Origin of the sequence: Streptomyces sp. OfavH-34-F (assembly GCF_022347745.1) — a bacterium.
Taxonomy (GTDB): Bacteria; Actinomycetota; Actinomycetes; order Streptomycetales; family Streptomycetaceae; genus Streptomyces.
In genome coordinates this window covers 74,279-96,952 of sequence record NZ_JAKRGC010000003.1, presented here as the reverse complement: position 1 = coordinate 96,952, position 22,674 = coordinate 74,279, and the positions used below count along the sequence as shown (strand labels likewise).

17 protein-coding genes and 1 pseudogene are annotated in these 22,674 nt (G+C 71.0%); 2 read left to right on the top strand and 16 right to left on the bottom strand.

All coding sequences use genetic code 11. The features are described from left to right. The 5 genes and pseudogenes from MHW47_RS01625 to MHW47_RS01605 all read right to left on the bottom strand — a co-directional run. A pseudogene (locus MHW47_RS01625) lies at positions 1-292 on the bottom strand (arylsulfatase); the annotation flags it as partial. Between the two features lie 35 nt (positions 293-327). Continuing rightward, positions 328-681: a GNAT family N-acetyltransferase gene (locus MHW47_RS01620; protein WP_239220763.1), complete on the bottom strand. Its 354-nt coding sequence runs from the start codon at positions 679-681 to the stop codon at positions 328-330. A gap of 38 nt (positions 682-719) precedes the next feature. Next, on the bottom strand, positions 720-1,145 hold the full coding sequence (gene panD, locus MHW47_RS01615; RefSeq protein WP_239220762.1) for an aspartate 1-decarboxylase: 426 nt from the start codon (positions 1,143-1,145) through the stop codon (positions 720-722). A 305-nt stretch (positions 1,146-1,450) separates the two neighbouring features. Further along, positions 1,451-1,912 (bottom strand): hemerythrin domain-containing protein, encoded by a 462-nt coding sequence (locus MHW47_RS01610; protein WP_239220761.1) that lies wholly within the window; start codon positions 1,910-1,912, stop codon positions 1,451-1,453. Continuing rightward, positions 1,902-2,681 carry an alpha/beta hydrolase gene (locus tag MHW47_RS01605; protein ID WP_239220760.1) on the bottom strand — a complete coding sequence of 260 codons (780 nt, stop codon included), beginning with the start codon at positions 2,679-2,681 and terminating at the stop codon, positions 1,902-1,904. The genes MHW47_RS01610 and MHW47_RS01605 overlap by 11 nt, the downstream gene beginning before the upstream one ends. Before the next feature lie 659 nt (positions 2,682-3,340). On the opposite strand from MHW47_RS01605, the gene MHW47_RS01600 reads away from it, so the two are divergent. Together MHW47_RS01600 and MHW47_RS01595 are read left to right on the top strand one after the other, a co-directional pair. Further along, positions 3,341-5,503, top strand: a complete 2,163-nt coding sequence (locus MHW47_RS01600) for an RICIN domain-containing protein (RefSeq protein ID WP_239220759.1) — start codon at positions 3,341-3,343, stop codon at positions 5,501-5,503. Positions 5,504-5,606: 103 nt separating this feature from the next. Beyond that, positions 5,607-6,635 carry a LacI family DNA-binding transcriptional regulator gene (locus MHW47_RS01595; protein ID WP_239220758.1) on the top strand — a complete coding sequence of 343 codons (1,029 nt, stop codon included), beginning with the start codon at positions 5,607-5,609 and terminating at the stop codon, positions 6,633-6,635. A 39-nt stretch (positions 6,636-6,674) separates the two neighbouring features. Here MHW47_RS01595 and MHW47_RS01590 read toward each other — a convergent pair whose 3' ends face one another. The 11 genes from MHW47_RS01590 to MHW47_RS01540 form a co-directional block, all read right to left on the bottom strand. Further along, positions 6,675-9,047 (bottom strand): glycoside hydrolase family 3 N-terminal domain-containing protein, encoded by a 2,373-nt coding sequence (locus MHW47_RS01590; protein WP_239220757.1) that lies wholly within the window; start codon positions 9,045-9,047, stop codon positions 6,675-6,677. Between the two features lie 68 nt (positions 9,048-9,115). Continuing rightward, positions 9,116-10,027 (bottom strand): carbohydrate ABC transporter permease, encoded by a 912-nt coding sequence (locus tag MHW47_RS35885; protein ID WP_239220756.1) that lies wholly within the window; start codon positions 10,025-10,027, stop codon positions 9,116-9,118. Next, positions 10,024-10,875 carry a carbohydrate ABC transporter permease gene (locus tag MHW47_RS01580; protein ID WP_239220755.1) on the bottom strand — a complete coding sequence of 284 codons (852 nt, stop codon included), beginning with the start codon at positions 10,873-10,875 and terminating at the stop codon, positions 10,024-10,026. Before MHW47_RS01580 ends, MHW47_RS35885 begins: the two co-directional genes overlap by 4 nt. A 95-nt stretch (positions 10,876-10,970) precedes the next feature. After that, positions 10,971-12,146 (bottom strand): extracellular solute-binding protein, encoded by a 1,176-nt coding sequence (locus MHW47_RS01575; protein WP_239220754.1) that lies wholly within the window; start codon positions 12,144-12,146, stop codon positions 10,971-10,973. Between the two features lie 430 nt (positions 12,147-12,576). Then, a complete protein-coding gene (locus tag MHW47_RS01570; RefSeq protein ID WP_239220753.1) occupies positions 12,577-13,791 on the bottom strand; it encodes a molybdopterin molybdotransferase MoeA in 1,215 nt (404 codons plus the stop codon). 60 nt (positions 13,792-13,851) lie between these two features. Next, positions 13,852-15,054, bottom strand: coding sequence for a globin domain-containing protein (locus tag MHW47_RS01565; protein ID WP_239220752.1), 1,203 nt, complete (start codon positions 15,052-15,054; stop codon positions 13,852-13,854). 367 nt (positions 15,055-15,421) lie between these two features. Then, positions 15,422-16,633, bottom strand: coding sequence for an MFS transporter (locus MHW47_RS01560; RefSeq protein WP_239220751.1), 1,212 nt, complete (start codon positions 16,631-16,633; stop codon positions 15,422-15,424). A 202-nt stretch (positions 16,634-16,835) separates the two neighbouring features. Beyond that, positions 16,836-17,906: a hypothetical protein gene (locus MHW47_RS01555; RefSeq protein WP_239220750.1), complete on the bottom strand. Its 1,071-nt coding sequence runs from the start codon at positions 17,904-17,906 to the stop codon at positions 16,836-16,838. Positions 17,907-18,126: 220 nt separating this feature from the next. After that, positions 18,127-18,573 (bottom strand): hypothetical protein, encoded by a 447-nt coding sequence (locus tag MHW47_RS01550; RefSeq protein WP_239220749.1) that lies wholly within the window; start codon positions 18,571-18,573, stop codon positions 18,127-18,129. Beyond that, on the bottom strand, positions 18,573-21,203 hold the full coding sequence (locus tag MHW47_RS35880; RefSeq protein WP_239220748.1) for a multicopper oxidase domain-containing protein: 2,631 nt from the start codon (positions 21,201-21,203) through the stop codon (positions 18,573-18,575). The genes MHW47_RS01550 and MHW47_RS35880 overlap by 1 nt, the downstream gene beginning before the upstream one ends. Next, on the bottom strand, positions 21,184-22,455 hold the full coding sequence (locus tag MHW47_RS01540) for a TIGR04053 family radical SAM/SPASM domain-containing protein (protein ID WP_239220747.1): 1,272 nt from the start codon (positions 22,453-22,455) through the stop codon (positions 21,184-21,186). Before MHW47_RS01540 ends, MHW47_RS35880 begins: the two co-directional genes overlap by 20 nt. Between the last annotated feature and the right edge of the window lie 219 nt (positions 22,456-22,674).

Below are 22,674 nucleotides of genomic sequence, written 5' to 3'. Positions count from 1 at the left end.
CCATGGGCCGGTCGACGCGGAGGACCGGGACGGCGAGCGCGGACCCGGCCGCCTCGGCGACCGCGCCGATGGTGGAGCAGGTGCACAGCACGGCCGCCGCTCCCCGGGCGGCCAGCTCCGCGACGAGTGCCGTCACCTCGCCGGCGACCGCTTCGGGCTCCCCGGCGGCGGCACCGGCCAGCAGTTCCTCGCGTACGACGTGGTGCAGCGGGAGGCCCGGGTGGTGGGCGTCGCGCAGGGCGTCGAAGACGGGGACGTGGACCGGCGAGGTGTGCAGCAGCGCGAGGGCCACGGGCGGCACACCTCTTCCGGTCCGGTACGGCTCGTTCAGTACAGCTCGGGGTGCGAGGCGAGCTGCGTCTTCGCGCGCTCCACCAGTTCCTCGGGCGCTTCGGGGGCCTCGCCGGGGTGGCGCGAGGCCCATTTGGCGGCGTACGGGCACAGCGGCACGACGGGCACGCCCTCGCGCCCCGCCATGGCGTAGAACTCCCTGACCAGGGCGCCGGCGATGCCCTTGCCCTCGTGTCCGGGCTCGACGACCGTGTGGACGGCGACGAGCCCGGCGGGCTCACCGTCCATCACGAAGTACGCGACGACTCCGACGGCCTCGCCGTCCTCGTACGCGGACAGCCTGCCCGCCGCCCGGTCGTCTCGGATCTCGGGCCCGGTCTGTTCTGCCATGGCGGGTGCTCCCTGGGGGTGTCGCCGGAAGGGCCGCCTCAGCGCGCCGCGGGCACCGCGTGCGGGCTGCGCTCGGTGTCGCTGCCCGGCACGGGCGCGGAGGCGTCGGCGCCGAGTGCGACGATGCGGTTGTCCGCGTCGACGTGCACGATACGCGGCACCAGGGCGCGCGCCTCGGCATCCTCGACCTGCGCGTAGCTGATGAGGATGACCAGGTCACCCGGGTGTACGAGGTGGGCGGCGGCCCCGTTGATCCCGATCACGCCGGAACCGCGCTCGCCCTCGATGACGTATGTCTCCAGCCTGGACCCGTTGTCGATGTCCACGATGTGCACCAGCTCACCCGGCAGCAGGTCCGCGGCCTCCATCAGCTCGGCGTCCACGGTGACGGAACCGACGTAGTGCAGGTCGGCCTGGGTCACGGTGGCACGGTGGATCTTGGACTTGAACATGGTGCGCATCATCGGGACACTCCTGGACTTAGGCTCCCTGCCTGCGTTTTTGCAGGTCAAGGGCGGTTTCCCCATCTTACAACGCGGCGCATGTCCGGTCAGTTCTCACCAGGCTTCCGAGACCTGATGCTGACCCATCGCCAACTTTCCCGACACACCGCCAGGTGTTGCGTGAGGGCCTCACACGCCCTCCTGAACCTCACCGCGACGACGACTGCACAAGCCTACGCAGCACCCCCCGGAGGGCGTCCGTGATCCACGTCACTACCGAGAGGAGTTCCGGGCACGGCACGGCGACATGACCGCGAATCCGCGGCTCAGCTGATCGGGCCGAAGATCTCGGTGCGGTCGAAGTCGGCATCCATGCCGTCCAGCACCGCTCCCAGTTGCTTCTCCTCGTACTTGAAGTGCGTCTCCATGACCGCCTCGATCCCGTCCAGGTGGCGGTGCGCCACCTCCGGGTCGCTCGAGTCGGCCACCGCCTTCCGCAATCCGCCGATGAGGTGCTCGATCATGTTGTGGTCCTGAGTGAGCTTCGCGACCACCGGCGCCAGGTCGGGTCGCGCCCGTACCAGTTCCGGGAAGAGCGAACCGTCCTCGGCGCGATGGTGGCCGGACAGGGCAGCGCAGAACCCGTGGCAGAACAGCAGCAGGTCGGTGGCGGCGTCGGCGGGGTCGCCGCCGTCCAGTCCCGCCCGCGCCAGCGCCAACGCCTTGCGCAGCTTGCCGTGCACCCGCTGCAGTTCCTCGCCCCAGGCAGTGACGCGGTCAGTCGGCAAGAACGCCCTCCCGTCGCAACCAGGCCGCGCACGCGGTCGTCCAGGACGCGGTGTGCGGTTCGCGTGCGATGAACGGGTGCGGCTCGCCGCCGTATTCCACACCGTCGGCCAGGCCGATGCCGTGGCTGCCGGCCGGGTAGACGTGCAACTCCACCGGTACCGCGGCAGCCGCCAGCACGCGGGTCCACTCCAGGGCGTTGGGCAGACCCGGCGGGTCCTGTGCGGTGGCCCAAACGAAGGTCGGGCACACCGACGCGTCCACATGCTTGGCCGGGGACAGCTCGTCCTTGATGGGCAGCAGGTCGCCGAGCAGGTTCTCGACCACCACCGGCGGCAGCAGGTCGAGGTCGGCCAGCGCATAGGCCAGGATCGCGAAGTCCGGCCGGGGCGGGTCGGCGACGCCCTCCTCGATGGACAGGACCCGGCCGGTCATGAGCAGGCCGGCGAGTTGGCCACCCGCGCTTGATCCGATGACGCCGACCCGGCCCACGGCGAGGCCGTGGTCACCGTTGCGGATGTGGTCCAGCCCGGCCCGGGCGTCTTCCAGCGGGGCCGGGAACCGATCCGGCAGCAGCCGGTAGGACAGGACGAAGGCGTGGATGCCGAGGCCGGACAGCCAGCGCGCGTAGCCTTCGCCCTCGTGCGGTGGAAGTTCCCGGAAGCCGCCGCCGGGCAGGACGAGGACGGCGGGCCGGGGGCCGGAGAACCGGTCGTCGGCGGGGTAGAGCGTGATCTTCTGTGAGATTGGGGTGGGAATGGCCGGAGCCACCTTTCGATACGACGCCTCCATGCCTGACGATCCGTCCGCCACCGGCACGCGACGCTGCCGGACACTATAACCACCAGGGAAAGATGGACAGTTGCGTCGCGCTGCCGCATTGGCGGCAGGACGAGCACGCAGCCCACCGTTGATGAGTGGGCCGCCGCACAGCGTCTACCCGAAGACGCGGCTCCCGTTCTGCTGATGCCGCTGGGCTGACCGCCGCGTACTCTGCCGCTCTCGGGCCGCTTCGGCTGCGCGGGACCGGACATGACCCGGGACAGGTCGCCGTCCCCGGAAAGTTTCGGACGGCCTCTCCACGTGCCGCTCTCCCCGAGCGCCGCTGACCGCTCACCCGGAGTCCGAGTCCCTGGTCTGTGGCCTGGTGGTGGTCGTTCGTCGTCGTTCGGTGTCAACTCCCCGGTGCGTCAGAGGTCCGAAAGGCTTTCGTGGAGTGACCGGTGACATGGGGATGTCGTGTCCCGATACTTGCCACCAACCAGCGCACAGTTCGAAGGCGCACCGCCGCTTCCGCATGCCCCTGGTACCCCCCTCCAGCCCGTACAACGATTCCCGCGTGCATCCAGGGCGCCGGACGACAGGCGCCGGCACGCGCATGCCAGAAGGAGCCGCAGTTGATATCCAACTCGATACGGAAGGCTTTCGCGGTGGCGACCGCCGCAGGGTGGGGAGTCGCGCTCACTCTCGCTTTGGCACCGAGCGCGGCGGCGTACCAGCCGGGCCCGTCCGACCTGTACGTGGCGCAGACCCCGACGTGCAACAAGCGTCCTTGCGTGCTCTACCCGAAGTCGGCACAGCTGCCGAGCGGCCGGATCGTGGCGGCGTTCGAGAACAGCCAGGGTGATCCGGTCGGACAGACGATGCCTCTGTACAAGAGCGACGACCACGGCACGACCTGGCAGAAACTCACCGACGTGAAGGCACCGGCCTCTGTGTCCGGCGACCCTCGGTTCGCGAAGTACACGAGCAACTGGACCAACCCCTGCCTCTACGTACTCCCCCACGACGTGGGCCGCCTGAGGGCCGGCACCCTGCTCCTTGCGAGCGTCGTGTCGGGCGACGACTACTACTACAAGGAGCGCAAGGCCGCTGACCCCGATTGGCAGCCGTCCGGCAATGGCGACCGCAAGGACGTGTCGATCGCTCTGTATGCCAGCACGGACGACGGCGCCAACTGGAGCTTCGAGAACATCATCGCCGCCGGTGGGTGGCAGGGCGGTGACGGCGACGCGGGCCGCTCGGCCGCCAACACCGGCAAACAACAGGACCCCGTCTGGGAGCCCCACTTGTTCGCCCGCGACGGCAAACTGATCGCCTACTACTCCGACGAGAACGAGTTCACCGGCTACGACGCCACCTCCGGGGTGCCCACTCTCGATCCGGACAACGACACCGCCCCGGACCCCGGCCTGCAGATCCTGGCGCACAGGACCTGGGACGGCACGGCCGCCTCCTGGAGCAGTCCGGTGGTCGACGTACCCGGCAGAACCGTGTGGTCCGGCACCAAGAACCTGCTCGGCGGCGGACGCCCCGGCATGACCACCGTCGTCCCGACCACCGACGGCAAGTGGCTCATGACGTACGAATACTGGGGCGGAGGCTCCAACGTCCGCTACCGGGTGGGAGACGATCCACTGAGGTTCCACACCGCTCACGACGAGGCCATCGGCGCCCTGCCCGTTCCGTCCGGGGGCAGAGGGCTCGTGACGGGCGGCAGCCCCGTGCTCTCCGCGCTGCCCGACGGCCGCATCGTCTACAACGCGAACGGCAGCGGGAACGTCTGGGTGAACGAGTCCGGCCGTAGCACCGGCACCTGGAAGGAGTACCAGACACCGGTTCCCGCCGGATACAGCCGCGCCCTCCAGTACGTCGAGGGCACCGGCAGACTACTCGTCCTCCAGGCATCGTGGGCCGGCGGCAGTATCGGTCCCGTGCGGTACGGCGAGGTCGACCTCGGACACTCGGACGGCACCTACTACACGCTCGTCAATCGCCGAACCGGGCAGGCACTGACTCCCCGGGGTGGCAGGACACAGGATGCCAACCTCACAGGGAACGTTCCCGACCTGATCACCGGCCCCGTCTCAGCGGCCGACGACACCCAGCGGTGGCACCTCACCGATCGGGGCGGCAACGTGACGCTGCTGAACAAGGCGGGCGGCCGTGCGGCCGGCATCTGGGGCGGCACTGCGACCGCGGGGGCCGAGCTCGCCCAGTGGGTCGACGACGCCGCCGGGGACAAGCAGTGGACGCTGGTTCCCTCCAGCGACGGCTACTACAAGTTCCGGGCCTCCGGAGACAGTGGTCTGTACATGACCGGCGCGACCGCTGACGCGGCCGTCGACGTGCGGACGCCGATCGACGCCGCCACGGACCCGTCCGCGGACGATGCCCAGGAGTGGCGCCTGGTGCCGGAGGCCCTGCACACCGGTGCACCCTTCGTGCTCAAGGGTGATCACTCGGGCCGATGCCTGGATGTACCGGACGGTGCGGCCGGGGTGCGGGTGCAGATCTGGGACTGCAACGGGAACGCGAACCAGACCATCACGCAGACCGGCGCGGGAGAACTCCGCGTCGCGGGCAAGTGCCTCGCCGCAGCCGGTGACGGCACGGCAGCGGGGACCGAGCTCATCCTGTGGCCGTGCGACGGCGGCTCCAGCCAGAAGTGGTGGTTCCGGCTGAACGGCTCGGTGATCAACCGCTCCAACGGCCTGGCCATCGACGTCACCAACTGGGGCACCGGCAACGGCGCACCCGTCCAGCTCTGGACGCCTCTCGGCAACGCCACTCAGACGTGGCACCGGGTGTAAGCGACTTTCAGTGGGCACCGCAGGCTTGTCTGCCGGTGCCCACTGCTGTTGTGTGGGCTGACGGTGGAACGCCCGGCGCGCAGCCGGTGAGGAAAGCGGGACAGTGACTGTTCAGGACAGCGGACGGTTCCAGGCGCAGTACGGGCTGCTCACAAGCATCGCGCAGGAGGCGGGGGTCTCACTGAGCACCGTGTCCAAGGTGGTGCACCGGCGTCGTGACGTGGGGACGCGGACCCGGGCACGGGTCGAGGAGCTCCTGGCCGTGCACGGTTACGTCCGCCCATGGGAGCGTGATCCGCAGGTGCCGCGACAGATCATCGCGGTGTTCCGCGACCTGTCGGGTCCGTACACCTTGGAGGTGGTTCGCGGGATCGTCGAGGCGGCCGGCGAGCTCGGCGTGCACGTGGTGACCGGCACCACCGGGCGCCGGTCCATCGGACAGTGGCTGAAGGAGTGTGGTGCGATGGGCGCTGCCGGGCTGATCGTCGTCATCTCGATGTTGTCCGAGGATGACCAACGGCGGATCATCGAGGAGCGGCTGCCTGTCGTCCTGGTGGATCCGCTGAGTGCTCCGTCGGCGGAAATCCCGAGCATCGGGGTCACCAACTGGAGCGGTGCCAGAGAAGCGGTACAGCATCTCATCGGTCTCGGGCATCGCCGCATCGGCATGGTGGCGGGGCGTTCGCACTCGCTGGCGGGGGCTGCCCGGTTGCACGGATACCGGGCGGCGCTGGAGGAGGCGGGGATCGAGTACGACCCGGCGCTGGTGCGTTCGACGGACTTCGACTACGCCGAGTCGCTGGCGGCCACGTCTCAGATTCTGGCGGCGGAGGTTCCGCCGACGGCCGTGTTCGCGGCCAGCGACACCCAGGCGCTGGGTGTGCTGGAGGCGGCCCGGCAGCGAGGTCGGCGGGTGCCGGACGATCTGGCGGTGATGTCGTTCGACGACACGCTGGTGGCAGCCATGGCGAGCCCGCCGCTGAGCGCGGTCCGTCAGCCGTTCGAGGAACTGGGGCGGGAGGCCACGCGGGTATTGCTCGAAGTGGCGAACGGGCGTCCGCCGGTCTCGCCGCGTATCGAGCTGGCGACGGAGCTGGTGCTCAGGACGTCGACCGCCGCGCGCAACGCGTGAGGGCGGCCGGCCCGTGGGGCGGCCGCCCTGCGCAGGTGTTCAGCCGCGTTGGACCGTCACGGGCGCGCCGTGATGGCGGACGACGGGCACGGCCCGCTCCTCGCCCACCACGTGCACGACGGCCTCGGCCGGTGTGTCGGAGCTGGACGAGCCGGCGTACAGCCGGATTTCGCCGGGCTCGACGATCCGGTGGCCGGCTCGTCCGCTGAAAGCGAGCCGATCGGTGTGGACGTCGAAGCGGACCGTGGCCGCTTCTCCGGGTTCCAGGTGGACCTTGGCGAAGGCCAGCAGTGCCCGTACCGGCCGGGTGACCTGCGCGACCGGGTCGGTGAAGTAGAGCTGGACCGTCTCGGCGCCGGCGAGCGTGCCGGTGTTCCTCACACGCACCGACGCCGTGAACGCTCCGTCGCTGGGGACGTCGGCACGGTCGGTTTCCAGGTCCGAGACCGTGAAGGTGGTGTACGACAGGCCGTGTCCGAAGGGGAAGGCCGGTGTCGGGTCGAGGTTGGACAGGGCGCTCTGTCGATCGCCCAGCGGCGGATGCAGGTAGGTGTACGGCTGCCCGGCCGGCGAGTTCGGTATCTGCACGGGCAGCTTTCCGCTGAAATTCGCCCGGCCCGAGAGGAGTTCTGCCAGCGCGTGGCCGCCCTCCTCGCCCGGCAGGAAGACCTGCACCACTGCGGCGGCGGTGGCCGCGAAGCGTCCCACAGCGTACGGGCGGCCGCTGTTGACCACGAGGACGACGGGCTTTCCGGTGGCGAGTACCGCCTCGACCAGTTCTTCCTGGACGCCCGGCAGGCGGAGGTCCTCCACGTCGCAGCCCTCGCCGGAGGTCCCGATGCCGAACATGCCGGGTTTGTCGCCGACGACCAGGACGGTGAGGTCGGCGGCGTCGGCGACGGCTGCCGCGGATTCGATGCCCGACCGGTCCAGGTCCCGGATCGGGCACCCCTGGGTCACCTCCCAGGTGACGTCCGGAATCTCCGCGGCCAGCGCGGTGCGCAGGGGTACGGCGGTGACACCGTTGCCGAGGTCGTCGCGGTTGGACAGGACGTGGTTGGGGAAGCTGTAGCAGCCGAACATGGTCCGTGCGTCGTCGACGCACGGGCCGATCAGTGCGAGCCGTCCGGTCGGCGGCAGGGGCAGGATGCCGTCGTTCGACAGCAGGACCGCACTGGAGCGGGCCACGGCACGGGCGAGGGAGCGGTTCTCGGGCGTGTCGAGGTCGAGTTCGCCCGTGCGCAGCGCGGGGGGCTCGGGGTTCCAGTCCGCATCGAGCAGGCCAAGTTCGGTCTTCTGCCGCAGTACCCGGCGCACGGCTCGGTCGACGTCGGCCTCCTGGGCCAGCCCGCTGTTCACGGCAGCGACCAGCACGTCGCCGAAGGCCCGCTGGTCGGGCAGTTCGACATCCATGCCCGCCGTGAGAGCCAGCGCTCCGGCCTCGGACAGGTCTGCGGCCACTCGGTGGGCGTCGACCAGGAAGGGCAGCGACCAGTAGTCCGAGACGACGGTGCCCTCGAAACCCCACTGCTCGCGCAGGACTGTGGTGAGCAGCCAGCGGCTGGCTGCGGGGGCCTCTCCGTCGACTTCGGCGTACGAGTTCATGACGGAACGAACGCCGGCGGAGACCAGCCGCTCGAAGGGCGGGAGGATGACGTCGGTCAATTGACGCCGTCCGATGTTCGCGGGTGCGTGGTTGCGGCCGCCCATGGAGTCGGAGTATCCGGCGAAGTGCTTCAGGGTGGCGTACACGCCGGCACCTTGCAGTCCCAGGACGTATGCCTCGCCCATTTCCCCGGTCAGGTGCGGGTCTTCGCCGTAGGTCTCTTCGCAGCGGCCCCACCGGTAGTCGCGGATCACGTCGACGACGGGGGCGAGCCCCTGGTGGACGCCGGCGGCCGCCATGTCCGCCCCGATGGCGGCGCCGACGCGGCGGACGAGTGGTGGGTCGAAGGTGGCGGCCATGGCCAGGGACGTGGGGTAGATCGTGGCGCCGTAGGCGGTGAAGCCGGTGAGGCACTCGTCGTGGGTCATCGCGGGGATGGCGAACCTGCTCAGGGCCATGATCTGCCTCTGCCGGTCGGCGAGGAGCCTCGCGTGCTCGAGAGCAGGTCTCGGAACGGTTCCGTAGGGTCGGGTCAGCTGTCCCAGGCCGTTCCTGGCGGTCTCGGTGAGGTCGCCGACGCGCTCGAAGAGACTGGTCCCCGGGGCGACCTCGGGGCCGGCGGGCTCGACGTCCTCCCAGCTGCTGCTGAGCTGAGCGACCTTCTCCTCCAGGGTGAGGCGGACGAGAAGTGCTTCCACCCGTTCGTCCGCCGGCAGGGCCGGATCGGTCCAGGGCCTGTCGCCGCCTGCCGGCGTCCGGACGGTTTCGTGCTCCGGCAGGTTGTGGTCCGGTGCGGTGGTGGGCATGTACTACTCCTGATGATTTCGGGCATGCCGAAGGGGGCCAGGCGGGGCGCCTGGCCTTCTTCGGGCGACTACTTGGAGAATCCGGCGGTCAGACCGGCGACCAGCTGCCGTCTGGCCAGGACGTACACGACGAGCATGGGAAGGGTGGAAAGGACGACCGCGGCCATGGTCGCTGGGACGTCGATGCCGAACTGGCCCCGGTAGAGGGTCAGGGCGAGCGGTAGCACGGCCTTGTCGCTGCTCTGGGTGAGGATCAGGGGGAACAGGAACCCGTTCCAGACCTGGAGACCGTCGTAGACCGCGACCGTCACCAGAGCCGGACGGGCCATCGGTGCCACGAGGGAGAACAGCATCCGCCAGTCCCCGGCCCCGTCGACCACCATGGCCTCGAACAGCGAGCGGGGAATGTCCCGCAGGAAGCTGACAAGGATCATCACTGTCACGGGGAGCGCGAACGCCGCAGAAGGCAGAACGATCGCCGGCAGACTGTCGTACATCTGCAAGCGGATGATCAGCAGATATACGGGGATGATCACTGCCTGCAGAGGAATGGCCAGTCCGAGCAGGTACAGCCGGAAAGACAGGCGAGACCAGGGGTTGGAATACCGTACGACTGTGAAGGCCGCCATGAGGGCGACGACCAGGGTGACCGCCACGGTGACGACGGTGACGACGACACTGTTGACGAGGTAAGTCGTGAACTCACCGTTCAGAACGGTCTTGTAGTTCTCCAGAGTCGGGCTGCCGGGCGGGGCCAGCGGGCTGTCGGTGGTGAAGTCCGTGCGGGTACGCAAGCTGGTCACGACCAGCCAGTACACCGGGACGACGGCAAGTGCCGTCCAGCCCAGAGCGGCGATGCCGGAGAGACTGCGACGCAGGGGCGTGGCGCCCCGTGGTGACCCGGCGGCGGCCGGCACCCTGGGACGGGTGGCCTGGTGGCGTCCGCGTACGGGCGGGGCCTTGGTCGTAGTGGTGGTCACATGCCCTCCTGCTGGCTGTCCATCCGGGTGAAGCCGGACAGGCGGGTGGTGATCATGGACAGGCCCAGGCCGAAAAGCACCAGGAGCGTGGCCAGCGCACTGGCCCGGCCCATGTCGTGCGCCTGGAACCCCGTGATGTACATGGCGAGAGGCAGCACGCGGGTCGCGGTGCCCGGTCCGCCTGTACCACCCGAGAGAACGAAGATCAGGTCGAAGTAGGTCAGCGAGCCCACCAGCATGAGCGTGCTCGACGTGACGAGCGTGTACTTCAGCTGCGGCAGTGTGATCCGCAGGAGGCGGGTCGTCGCCCCGGCGCCGTCGATGGCCGCGGCCTCGTACAGCGATGCCGGGATCTGCCGGATCCCGGCCTGGTACAGCAGGGCGTGGAAGGGAACGAACTGCCAGGCGATCACGAAGATCACCGTGTACAGAGCCAGGTCGGGCGAGCCGAGCAGCGGGCGGGCCAGCCAGTGCAGGCCGGGGGTGGAACCGATGCCGAACGAGGGATCCAGCAGGGCCTGCCAGGTGAGGCCGATCGCCACCGCGGACAGCAGGAGCGGCAGAAACCAGAGCACCGCGAAGAAGGCCCGCGTCCGGCCCCGGGGTGCCTGGAAGAGCCCGAGTGCAAGGGCCAGAGGTGTCTGAAACAGCCAGCTGACCACCATGACCTTGACCGTGAGCCACAGCGCCTGCCAGGTGGTGCCGTCGGTCAGGACCCCGCTCCAGTTGCGCAGGCCGGCCCAGCTGATGGAGCCGAGGCCGTCCCAGCTGGTCAGGCTGAGCACCACTACGCCCGCCAGAGGGACCAGGGCGAAGAGGCCGAACAGGAGGAGAGCGGGAGCAGCCATGAGGAGACCGCTCGGACCGCGTCGCCCCGGGCGGACCGCGTCCGGCCGTGCCCTGTGCGGCGCGACCGGACGCGGCGTACGAGCAAGGGCGCCCATTACTTCGACGCCTCGCTCATGTTCTCACCGAACTGCTCGGGCTTGATCTCGCCCAGGAACGACTTGTCCACGTTGGTCAGCAGCGCGTCCGCCTGGCTCGAAGGAAGGTCCTGGTCCCAGGAGAGCTGGAAGTTCGGCGCCTCCTCGACCAGGCCGTAGACGAAGGTCAGCCACTGCTTGTCGGCGCCCGACTTCGTCTGTGCCAGCTTGCTCTTCAGCTTGTTGACGGGCGGCACGCTGCCCGCGGAAAGGTAGCTGTCGATCTGCTCCTCGTTCATGACGTAGTTCTTCAGGTAGTCCAACGCGTCGGTCTTGTTCCGGCTGTCCGCGTTCAGCGACAGGAAGTTCGAGGGATTGCCGACGACGTTCTTGGGGTCGCCTGCGCCCGAGGGGATGGCGGGGAAGGCGATGTAGCCGAGGTCCTGCTTGACGAAATCGGGCGCGGCCTTGACCAGGTTGGCGTACTCCCACGTGCCCATGAGCTCCATGCCGGCCTTGTCGGTGTAGAGCAGGGCTGTGGAAGCGCCCTGGTCGTAGCCGACGGAGGAGGCGTTGTCGCCGAAGGCCCCGGCCTTCACGAGTTCCTGGAGCCGAGCGTTGGCCTTGGTGACCGCCGGGCTCTTCCAGTTCTCGGGGCCGCTGGCAGCGATCTTCTGGAACACCTCGTCGCCGCCCTGGCGGTCGAGCAGGTACTCGAGATACATCATGGTCGGCCACTTCGAGTTGGCCGCGAGGGAGATCGGCGTGACTCCCTTGCCCTTGAGCTTCTTCACAGCGGACAAGAGGCCGTCGTAGGTCTTGGGCGGCTCGACGCCCGCCTCCTTCAGTACCTTCTTGTTGTAGTAGAGGACCACCGGGGCCAGCCCATTGGCCGGGACACCGTAGGTCCTGCCGCTGAACTCCGCGCTGCGCAGCACGCTGGGCATGAAGCGCAGCAGGTTGACCTGCCTGTCCGTGAGCGGCTCGACCTTCCCCGCCTCGACGTAGTCGTTCAGGGCTCCACCGCCCCAGTTGAAGAACAGGTCCGGGGCCTGGTTCGCGCCGAAGGCCACCCGCAGCTTCTGCTTGTAGTCGTCGTTGGCGAACAGTCTCAGGGTGATCTTCTTGTCGGGGTGATCCTCGTTGTAGGCATCCACGGACTCCTTGAGGATGGTCTGGTCCGTCAGCGCCCACATGGTGAGCCCCTTGTCCGACGTAGCCGCTGACGGGCCCGAAGACCCGCATGCCGCAAGGCTCAGCGCCGCCGCCACGGCAACCGCCGGCACCAGGAAGTGCCGCCCCTTCGTCCCGCGCTTACGGCTTCTGGCTCCACCCGGTCCCAGGTTCCCGTGCATGTTCTCGTCCCGCTTCTCTCGGCCGTGCTCTGTCCACAGTTCAGGCGGGTGAGTTCCCCGAAAGGGTTTCGGAGCTGTACGGCTCGGGCTCCCTGCCTGATGAACCGGGACACTGACACGCCATTCACACCCCCGACAAGAAGATGGATCGCTCCAGTGACGAAACACTTTCGTAAATGGCCGCACCGACCCGCCGGTCCCCGACACCCATCGCCGTGCAGGCCACGAGACCCGCCGGCCTGCGCGGAAACGGCCGGGCCCACCTGCGTGGTCACCAGGGCATGGGCAGGACCTCCACGGTCTGGCCGGCGTACGCTCCGTCGGGCGGGATCACCAGCAGGCCCGGTGAGGTGGCCAGGCCCCTCAGCATGGCCGATCCGCTGTGTCGCTGAGGAGAGGCGAATCCGTCGGCGTCGAGCCGGTAGGGCAGGAGACGGTGGTCCTCCGAAGGAGAGAAGACATCGGTCGCCAGGGGCACCTGCTGAAGACGGGGAAGCGGCTGCCCGCGCAGCGCGGCGACCAGCGGTTCGAGCAGGGTGAGCATGGCCGCGCAGGCCGCCAGGGGGTTGCCGGGCAGGGCCACCCACCAGCGGTGGTCCGGTAGCTGGGCCAGCATCATCGGGTGTCCGGGCCGTACGGCGACCCCGTCGACGAGAATCCGCCCGCCGACCTGCTCCATACAGGCACGCACGTGATCGACGGGGCCCCGGGCACTGCCTCCGGTGGTGACGAGCACGTCGGCGGTGCGCAACTCCGCGGTGACCCGGTCGAGGACGCCGTCGAAGGTGTCGGGGACGTGCCGCAGACGGACCGGGCCGGTGTGCAGCGCCGCCAGCCACAACGGCAGCTGCGGCCCGAGAGCGTCCCGGACTCTCCCCGGCCCGGGAACGCCGCGTGTGACCAGCTCATCGCCGAGGACGAGACAGCTGACCGCCGCAGGACGGTGGACCCGGACGGTGTCGTTGCCCGAAGCTGCCGCCAGGCCGAGGGCGGGCGGGGTGAGCCGGACCCCCGCTGCCAGCAGGACATCGCCTTGATGGGCTTCCTCGCCGCGACGGCGCACGTCCGCACGGGCCTGCGGGGACGGTATCCCGGGCAAGGTACGCAGAAGCCCTGCGGCGTCCAGTGCTCCGCGCTCGCTTCGTAGTACCGCCTCGCATCCGGCTGGGAGCGCGGCTCCGGTGGCGATGGCCACCGCCGTGCCTGGGGCCAGGCGCGGGCCGACGGGCCGACCTGCCAGGACGGAGCCGACGACGCGCCAGGGAGGTTCGCCCTGCACGGCCCAGCCGTCCATCGCCGAGGAGTCGGCGGTGGGCATCGCCGTCCGAGCGGTCAGATCCTCGGCCAGGACGCAGCCGGCCGCCATGGACAGCGGCATCGGCACGGCCGGCAGCGGTCGTGCCGCGTGGTGCGCGGCGCGACGCGCGGAGGGCCATTGAGGATGGGTCAGCGGCGTGATGGCGGCAGTGGGGCTGGTGGCGGCCATGGGAGTGATCCTTACGGCAGGTGGTGACTGCGCGGTGGCGCGAGCGGGGGCCGGCGCCGGTCAGGCGGTGGCGTCGGCGAGCCACAGGTCGGGGCCGAAGACCTCGTAGCGGATGTTGCGGGCGGGGATTCCGCCGCGCAGCGACTGCGCTCTGGCCTCGCGCATGAACGGGAGCGGGCCGCACAGGTACGCGCTCGCGTCGGCGGGCAGCTCGAGCGTGCCGAGGTTCATCAACCCCGTCCGGGAGCCGGGCTCTTCGGTCGCGTCGTGCTCGTACCAGAATGTGGCGCGCGCATCCGGCAGCGTGCCGACCAGCCGGCGGGTGTCGGCGCGCAGCGCGTGGTCGGCGGGTGAGCGGTCGGCGTGCAGGACCGTGACGGGGCGGGTGGATGCGGTGGACGCCAGGTGCTCCAGCATGGAGACCATCGGGGTGCAGCCGATGCCGGCGGAGACCAGGACCAGCGGTGTGTCCGCATCGTCCAGCACGATGTCGCCGAAGGGGGCGGAGAGGGTCAGCTCGTCACCGGCCTCAACGGTGCGGTGCAGCAGGCTCGACACTTCGCCGTCGGGGGCTCCTTGGCCGGTCACGCGCTTGACGGTGATGCGGCGCGTCCGGTCGCCGGGGGCCGAGGAGAGGCTGTACTGGCGGAGTTGGTGCACTCCGTCGGGCATCCGAACGCGCACGCTGACGTACTGCCCGGCCCGGGCGCGGGGTGCGGGGGCGTCGTCGGCGGGGCGGAGCAGGAAGGAGACGGTGTCATCGGTCTCTTGGCGGCGTTCGACGACGGTCCACTGCCGCCAGGGGTGGCCGGGCCGCACCTGTGCTTCGAGGTAGAGGCGCGCTTCCTGGGCGATGAGGGCCCCGGCCATCAGCCAGTAGACCTCGTCCCAGGCGCCCGCGACGTCCGGGGTGATCGCGTCGCCCAGGACGTCGGCGATGGCGGCGAACAGGTACTTGTGCACGATCGTGTACTGGTCTTCGGTGACCCCGACGGCGACGTGCTTGTGGGCGATGCGGGCGAGCAGGGTGTCCGGGCGGGTGCCGGGGTCGGCCAGCAGCGCTCCGGCGAAGGCGGCGATCGATCCGGCCAGTGCCCGGCGTTGTGCGCCGCTGGCCTGGTTGCCGCGGTTGAACATGCCGTCCAGCAGTTCGGGGTGCCCGGCGAACATCGTGGCGTAGAAGCGGGTGGTTATCTCGTCCAGTGCCCCGCCTACGGCAGGCAGGGTGGCCCGGATCAGCGAGGCCGACTCGGCAGACAGCATGACACTCCTGAGAGAGGAAGATGATGAGGGAGCAGGGCCTGCGACAGCGGCCGTCGTCAGGTCTAGCAGCTCCGGACCGCCCCACCCCGCTCCCCGGCGGGAACGGGGACCAACGGCCCTGGTGATCGGGCCGCACGGCCTGGGGCCGGGCCCGGGGGACGGGACCAGCGGCCCACGCACCGCCCCGGCCGTGCCCCTCGTCCGCAGCTCGCCGAAGACCGCCGCGCACCTGCCCGTCGTACAGTTCTCACCACGACGGACCGGCTGCACAGTTCTCGCCTGGGCCCTGCCGGGGCCTGGCGACCGCAGTACTCGCTCACCGGTGCTGCTCCCTGCACACCCGGTCCGTCGTGCTCGGCAGCGTGTTCTACACCGTGGTCTGCGCGGTGCGGTGGCGACGCCCACGGCCGGTCCGGGGAGCCCGGTCGCCGCCCTGGACGGCGGTGCGGATACCGGTGAGGGTGTAGGCCAGCGCCGCCGCGGCCACGATCGCGAGCAGTGCGAGACCTGCCGCGTACGTTCCGTACTCCCCGTACAGCGAGCCCATCACCAGCGGCGGGAGGAAGCCGCCGAGGCCGCCCGCGGCGCCGACCACACCGGTGACGAAACCGACCTCGGTCGCCGGAGTCAGAAGGGCGACCAGCGCGAAGGTCGCCCCGCTGCCCGCGCCGAGCGCGCCCGCCATCAGGAGGAAGGCGATCGTGCCGAGTGGGGCCAGCGGCGGGGTGAACGACTGTACGACCGCTCCGGCGACGACCAGGGCCAGCGAACCGGCCAGCACTCGGACCGGTCCCAGCCGGTCGGACAGCCAGCCGCCGACGGGGCGCATCGCCACCGCGAGCAGGACGAAGCCGGCCATGCGGTTGGCAGCGTCGGCCTGGGTGAGGCCGTACCCGGCCTTGAGGTAGGTGGGGAGGTAGACCGAGAACGCGACGTATCCGCCGAAGGTGACGGCGTAGAGCGCGGACGCCTGCCAGGTGATGCCGAGGCGGGCGGTGGCGGCCAGGCGGCGGGCCAGCGGCTCGGTCGGCACGGCACGTCCGGGCGCGTCGCGCAGCAGCAGAGCGGCGGCCACCGCGTACACGGCGAGCATCCCGGCGGTGATCAGGAAGGGGGTCGCCATGCTGCTCGCGTCGACCAGCTTCACCGTGGTCAGGGCGCTGATCGCGGTGCCGCCCATGCCGGCGCCGAAGACGCCGATGGCAAGGCCGCGTCGCTCGGGCGGGAACCAGGCGCTGACCAGAGGCACCCCTACCGCGAACGCGGTGCCGCCGATCCCGAGGAAGAACCCGCCGGTCAACAGCGCCGCGAGCGACGAGTGGCCCGCCAGGCCGAGGTAGAGGACCGGCACGATGGTCACCGCCGACACGATCGGGAACATCACCCGTCCGCCGAACCGGTCGGTGAGCGCCCCCACCGGTATGCGGCCCAGGGAGCCGACCACGACGGGTACGGCCACCAGCAGCGACTGCTCGAACGACGAGAGACCGAGGCTGTCCTTGAAGCCCGGTCCCAGGGGGCTCAGCAACGCCCACGCCCAGAAGTTCACGGCGAAGCCGACCGTGGCCAGAGCCAGCATGAGCCATGCCCGGCCGGATACCTGAGCCCCGGACGATGAGCTGTCGCCCTTCGAATGCAACGGCTGGACCATGTTGTCCGTCCCTTTCCTCCGCACGGTGGTACTGCACCACCGGGATCGCATGCGCGCGGCGGGCCCGTTGCCCGGCCGACGGCGTCCCGTGATCAATCTCCGCCGCCGGAGTGGTCGGCGGCATGGGCCATCAGTCCCGGTCACAGGCCGGAAGGGCCCTCTCCTGGAGGGACCTGTCCCGCGACCCGGCACCCCTGCGGTGGGCCCCCGGCTCCAGCCCCCGGAGGGAGCCGGGTGCGCAGTGCGCCGCCGCGCGGGGCGTACGACCGCCGTCCGGTCCGTACCCGAAGCGGATCAGCACCTGGGGGCAGCAGCGCTGCCTCGCCCCGGCCATCGCCTCACGCAGGTCCGGCCACTCCATGGCCTGGTGCAGCGTCGAGGTCCGCACCCCGTGCACCGTCGCCGTGAGCAGCGCGCGTTCGAGGGCCTGTCCCGCGCGCAACCAGTCCGCCGGCCGGTCGTGGGGCGTCCACACCATGGCCACCTGGGCATGGCGTTCGAAGCGCGTGGCGGGCAGCTGCGGCCCGGGTGGCGCACCGATGAAGTCCCGCACCGGTATCCGCCGGGACTCGTCCCTCGGCCCGAGGGCCGTGAGGGGAATGCCGTAGACGGCGTCCGCTCCCGGGGCGGTGATCCAGGTGCGCGTCTCGGCCACGCGGGCCGGGTGGGTGGCCGTGCGGGCCTCGGCCGCCGCCGTCAGGCGCAGCAGGCGTCGGCTCGCCACGATGTCGGGAACATCCAGGTACGCCCCCTCGGCCCGGACCGATGTGATCATCTCGCTCACGATCGGGTCCGGCACCGCCCGCCCGGTGAAGGGCATCCGGCTCGTGTGGCGCCGTTCGACCGCCTCGTACAGCTCACGCGAGGACGACTGCCCCTGCGTGGCGGGCGCGGTCAGCCGCACCGTGGCCAACAGATCCGCGTCGTCGACGGCCGGAATCAGCCGGACGACGGGCGCCCAGCCCAGGTGCTCAGCGGCCACCCGCAGGTTGAAGACCGCCGCGCCCACCGACAGGTGCTGGGCGCGGCGTTGGGGATCGGCGAGCGGCAGCTGTCGCCCCCGGTCGAGACGGACCTGGATCGACCTGGTGTCCGGGTCCAGAAGAAACCGCCATGGCTGGGTGTTGTGGATCGACGGGGCTGCCACCGCCGCGGTCAGGAGGACCTGGACGGCTGCGGCATCCACTTCCCGGGTCTGCATCGCGAATCCTTTCGTCGAGCTCCGCTGCTCCTGTGCCAAGCCTGTGCCGGTGTCCGGCTCGTCAGGAGGGTTGACCGGCCCCATGGGGCGGGACGTGTGGCCTCCTGGGGCCGGGTCGGACGGCACGGCGCACCACGACTGCGGAGGCGGTCCGGTCCGGGGCGGACCCGGGCCCCGGCTACGACAGCGGAGCGGCCGGTTCTCCTTGCCGTGCCACGGGTCAGGTGGCGGGCAGGGCTGTGGCGAGCAGGACGACTGCGAGCGAGCCGACGAGGGAGGTGACCGCCAGGGCCCGGGCCAGCTCGGCGCGGCCCTTGGAGTGGGCGATTCCGTGGCCTGCCGCGGTGAGCATCACCACCACGAAAAGGGCGAGTTTGGTCGCGAGCGTGCGGCCGTATCCGGGTTCGGCGAGGGAGGCCCAGGTGACTCCCCCGTGCCAGGCCATGGCCCAGCCGGTGGCCAGCTGCACGGGCAGGAACAGCGCTCCGGTGAGCATGCCGAACCGCCGGCCGGCTGCCGCGGTGAAGGTGTCCTTCGCCTCCGGCGCGAGCCGGCGGCGGGCCAGCGGCAGGATCACCAGGGACAGGGCCAGTTGGCCGCCGACCCACAGGGCGGCGCCGCACACGTGCGCGAATCGCACCAGGGACCACCAGCCGACGGTGTCCATCAGTCACGCACCTCCACCGTGCCGTGGGCACCGGCTTCGGCGTGGCGCATGTCGTGGTCGACGAAGGTGTAGTGGCCGGCTTCGGGGAAGGTGGTTTCGACGAAACCGCCCTGCGCGGTGGCCAGGTCCAGTACCTGGGAGCCGCCGGGTTGGTCCGGGTCGAGGAGGTAGGCGCCCTCCTTGTACACGGTGTCGAAGACCGTGCCGACGATGTGGAAGGCGATGCCGTCGGACGGTCCGGCGGCGATGACCCAGAACCGCGCCCGCTCGCCGGCCTTCACCTTCAGGGGCTGTTTGCCGTACTGGCTGGCGACGCCGTTGAACGCCCAGGCGTCCGGGGTTCCGTTACGCATCTTTGCCACCTGGGCGGTGCTGCCGGGCGTGCCGAGGTACAGCTCGGAAGAGACCAGCACGTAGGTGTGGTCGACCTCGGGCAGGTCGGGCGGGTCGATGATGACAGCGCCGTACATGCCGTTGCCGATGTGCTGGAGCATGGGTGCGGTGCTGCAGTGGTACAGCCACGCTCCTGCCTTTTCGGCGCGGAATCGGTAGACGAGGCGTTCGCCGGGCCGGATGGTGCGCATGGGCTTGTCCGGGGCGAGGGATCCGGCGTGGAAGTCGATGCCGTGGCCCATGCCTTCGTCGTCGTTGACGAGGGTGACCTCGAAAACGTCGCCGACCTTGCCGTGGAGGGTGGGGCCGGGTGCGGTGCCTCCGAAGGTCCACATCTGCTGTTTCACTCCCGGCGCCACTTCCACCGTGGTGTGCGCGGCGTGCAGTTCGGCCTTGTGCACCGTCCCGGTGGGCGCGGGCGCCAGGTCGGCCTCGCGTGGCCGCCAGCCCGGGGAGAAGTCGGCGGAGAGGTCAAGGCCGCCTGAGGTGGTCGTGGCGGAGTGGCCGTCGTGCCCGCCGGCACGACTCGTTTCGCCGGAAGTGCCGGCGGCGCCGGTGACGACGATGTCCATGGTCATGCCGGCCGCCTTGTGGCCCGGCAGGGTGCACCACGCCTGGCGGTTCTCGGTGACGCGTCCGACGTCGAGTACGTGGGTCTGGCCCTGGGCGAGCATGGGGGTGGTGGGGCCGTCCTCCGCCTTGAGGTCGTGGCGCTGGGCGTCGGTGTTGGTGACCTTCAGCCGCAGCGTGGTGCCCGCGGCGACCTCGATGCGGGCCGGGCGGATGCGCATGTCGGCCAGGGTGACGGCGACCGTGCGGGTGGGCCCGGCGTCCGCGGCTGCCGTCCCGGCACCGCTCGCCCGACTGCTGGTGTCCCCGCCGCTGTTGGCGACGAGCACGGCCAGCACGGTCAGTACGGCCCCCGCCGCGGTTCCCCACAGGGCGGGGTGCCGCAGGGCACCGGCCTTGCCCTCGTCCGTGAACTGCGCCCGCCCACTGCGCACCAGCACACGCACCACCCGTGCGAGGAACGCGAGCCCGGCCACGCCGACCAGCGGCATGCCCGCCGAGCCGCCCGGGTCGGGAAGGGGCAGCGCCAGCAGGGCCACACCCAGGTTGAGCACCACCAGCCTCGGCGCCCAGCCCCACTCCAGCACGGCTCGCAGCGAGGCCCGTTCCTTGGGGCCACTGGCCAGCACGATGGGGAGCAGATAGGTGAGCGCCCCGATGAGGACCTGCGCGACGAGCCCGACGAGCAGCAAGGGGATCACCGCCCCGAAGTCGTCCCGTACGTCGGTGAGCGGCCGCGCGGCCAGCAGCACCAGGTCCACGGCCACCCCGACCAGCAGCCATCCCACGGCCGCGGCCAGCGTCCATGCGGCGGCCGCCGAGATCGCGGGCCGTCGGCGCACCGTCCGGACGAACAGGTGCACCGCGACGGCGACACCGGCCGCGTAGAGCGCGACGCCCAGCACGGCGCCCGGGCGCCGGTCCGCGGCCAGCCCGGCGACGGCGATGAGCAGGCCGCCCCCCGTCAGCACCAGCACCCGGCGTGCCAGCCGGGTGGTGTGCTCGGCCATGCGTACGCCCATGACGGTGGGCCAGAGCATGAACAGCGTGCCGAGGACCGGCAGACCGATCCAGCCGAGGAGAGTGGCGTGCACGTGGGCGAGCTTGATGCCGCCGTAGTGCTGCGCGCCGACCCTGCCGGTGGCCAGTGACCAGCCCAGCACCGCGCCGATGATCAGTGCCACCGCGGCGGCCCGGTAGTAGTCGGCGATCGGGGCGAGACGTCCGCCCAGCGCGCCCCGGCCCATGCGGACCAGCACCACCAAGTGGGCGCCGACCGCGGTGACCAGCAGGGCGCAGCCGACGCCGGTCAGGACCGGCCGGTCGGTCCACATGCCGGTGAGGACGCCCACGGCGCCGGCGTTGACACCGGCCAGCCGGGCATGGCTCCACCTGCGGTCGGGCAGCCCGGCGTGGAGCATGGCGACGGCGAAGTGCTCGCTCCACACCACGATGGCGGTGGTCGCGGCGCCGAGCAGGAACAGGTGGACGGCCAGCCAGCGTGCCGCCGGCATGGTCTGCTGGGCACTCGCCGCCAGCAGCGCGAGGACCCCCCAGGCCGCCACCAGGACGTGGGCGGCCAGGTGCCGGCCGCGCAGGCCGGACGCCCTGAACCTGCTGGGCGGGCGGCCATCGCCCCCGGCCGGGTCATCGTTCTTGCTGTACACGGTGCTCCTTGCCGCCCTCGGCGGCGGTCGGACGGGGACGGGCAGGCGCGGGCGCGTCGCCGGCTTCGGACAGCAGCGCGGCCAGTTCCCGCTGATACGGGAAGGAGCCAGGCAGGTAGCCGCACCAGGGCTCTTCGGCGTACGGGTCGCCGGTGACGCCGTAGGCACGGGACCGCGAGCCGCCGCAGACCCGGCGGAACTCGCACGTCCCGCACCGGCCGCCCAGCCGGTCGGCGTCCCGCAACCCGGTGAACAGGTCGGATGTGCGGTAGATCGCGGTCAGGGGGGTCCGGCGTACGTTTCCGGCGCCCAGGGGCAGAAAGCCGCTGGGGTGGACGGTGCCGGTGTGCGAGACGAACACGAATCCGCGGCCGGCGTTGACGTCCAGCGGCGGGCGCCGGACCCGGCGGGTACGGCCCAGGCCCAGGCGGGCGGCCCGGTCGGTCAGCTCCTGGTACAGCGGCCCGAGGCCGAGCACGGCCGCGTGGTCCTCGCCGCGGTCGGCCAGGATCCGGCGCTGCAGGGCCACGCGACGGAAATGGTGGGCCTCGGTGGTCTTCGCGGGCACGCTCAACCCGACGTCGTAAACGAAGTTGAGGACGTCCTCCACCTCGCCCGCGGTCAGTGCGCCGAGGTTCCGGCCGCGGCCGGTGGGCACCAGGAAGAAGGCGCTCCACAGCATCGCCCCGTGTTCGGCGACCAGGCGGACGATGTCAGGCAGGTCGCGCACGTTGTGCGGGGCGACGGTGGTGTTGATCTGCACCTTCATGCCGAGGGCGCGGGCGGTGTCCCAGACGTCCAGGGTCCAGCGGAACACGCCGGGCACTCCGCGGAAGCCGTCGTGCAGGTCGGCGGTGGAGCCGTCCAGGCTCAGCGAGAGACCGACCGCGCCCGCCGCGTGCAGTTCCCGCAGGCGTTCCTCGGTGAGCGTCGGCGTGCCGGAGGGAGAGACGGCGACGCGGACCCCGACCTTGTGGCCGTAGGCGATGAGTTCGGCGAGGTCGGGGCGCTGGAACGGGTCGCCGCCGGTGATCACGAACAGCGGGGCGGGCTGCCCGAAGGCGGCCACCTGATCCAGCAGGTCTTCGGCGGCGGCGGTGTCCAGTTCCCGCGGATCCCGGTCGGGGACGGCCTCGGCCCGGCAGTGCAGGCAGGCCAGCGGGCACGCCCGGGTGGACTCCCAGATGACGATGAACGGGCGCTCGCCCGCGTCGTGCCGCTGGCGGCGGACGGCGTGGGCGGTGGCGCTCACCGTGCGGCCCTTCCCAGCGCCCTCGCGCTGTGTCCGGCCGCCCTGGAGTCGGGGCAGAGTCGGCGGCCGGCCGGAGGATGGCCGGGCCGGACCGCGCGCGGCAGCCGCCGTGAGCGGCACGGGTGGGATCGGCCTGGGGTTCGGCCGGCGGGGTCGTGCACGGGATACCTCCGGATCGTTCGCCGTCGGCATCCGCCGACGGCGGTGGGGTGGGGTGGG

What these genes read in the sequence shown, in the direction of transcription:
- MHW47_RS01620 (WP_239220763.1), bottom strand. Translation starts at nt 681, where the DNA reads ATGGCAGAACAGACCGGGCCCGAGATCCGAGACGACCGGGCGGCGGGC.
- MHW47_RS01570 (WP_239220753.1), bottom strand. Translation starts at nt 13,791, where the DNA reads ATGGCCGCCACCAGCCCCACTGCCGCCATCACGCCGCTGACCCATCCT.
- MHW47_RS01550 (WP_239220749.1), bottom strand. Translation starts at nt 18,573, where the DNA reads ATGGACACCGTCGGCTGGTGGTCCCTGGTGCGATTCGCGCACGTGTGC.
- MHW47_RS01580 (WP_239220755.1), bottom strand. Translation starts at nt 10,875, where the DNA reads ATGGCTGCTCCCGCTCTCCTCCTGTTCGGCCTCTTCGCCCTGGTCCCT.
- MHW47_RS01555 (WP_239220750.1), bottom strand. Translation starts at nt 17,906, where the DNA reads ATGCAGACCCGGGAAGTGGATGCCGCAGCCGTCCAGGTCCTCCTGACC.
- MHW47_RS01560 (WP_239220751.1), bottom strand. Translation starts at nt 16,633, where the DNA reads ATGCTGGCTCTGGCCACGGTCGGCTTCGCCGTGAACTTCTGGGCGTGG.
- MHW47_RS01590 (WP_239220757.1), bottom strand. Translation starts at nt 9,047, where the DNA reads ATGCCCACCACCGCACCGGACCACAACCTGCCGGAGCACGAAACCGTC.
- panD (WP_239220762.1), bottom strand. Translation starts at nt 1,145, where the DNA reads ATGATGCGCACCATGTTCAAGTCCAAGATCCACCGTGCCACCGTGACC.
- MHW47_RS01565 (WP_239220752.1), bottom strand. Translation starts at nt 15,054, where the DNA reads ATGCTGTCTGCCGAGTCGGCCTCGCTGATCCGGGCCACCCTGCCTGCC.
- MHW47_RS01575 (WP_239220754.1), bottom strand. Translation starts at nt 12,146, where the DNA reads ATGTGGGCGCTGACGGACCAGACCATCCTCAAGGAGTCCGTGGATGCC.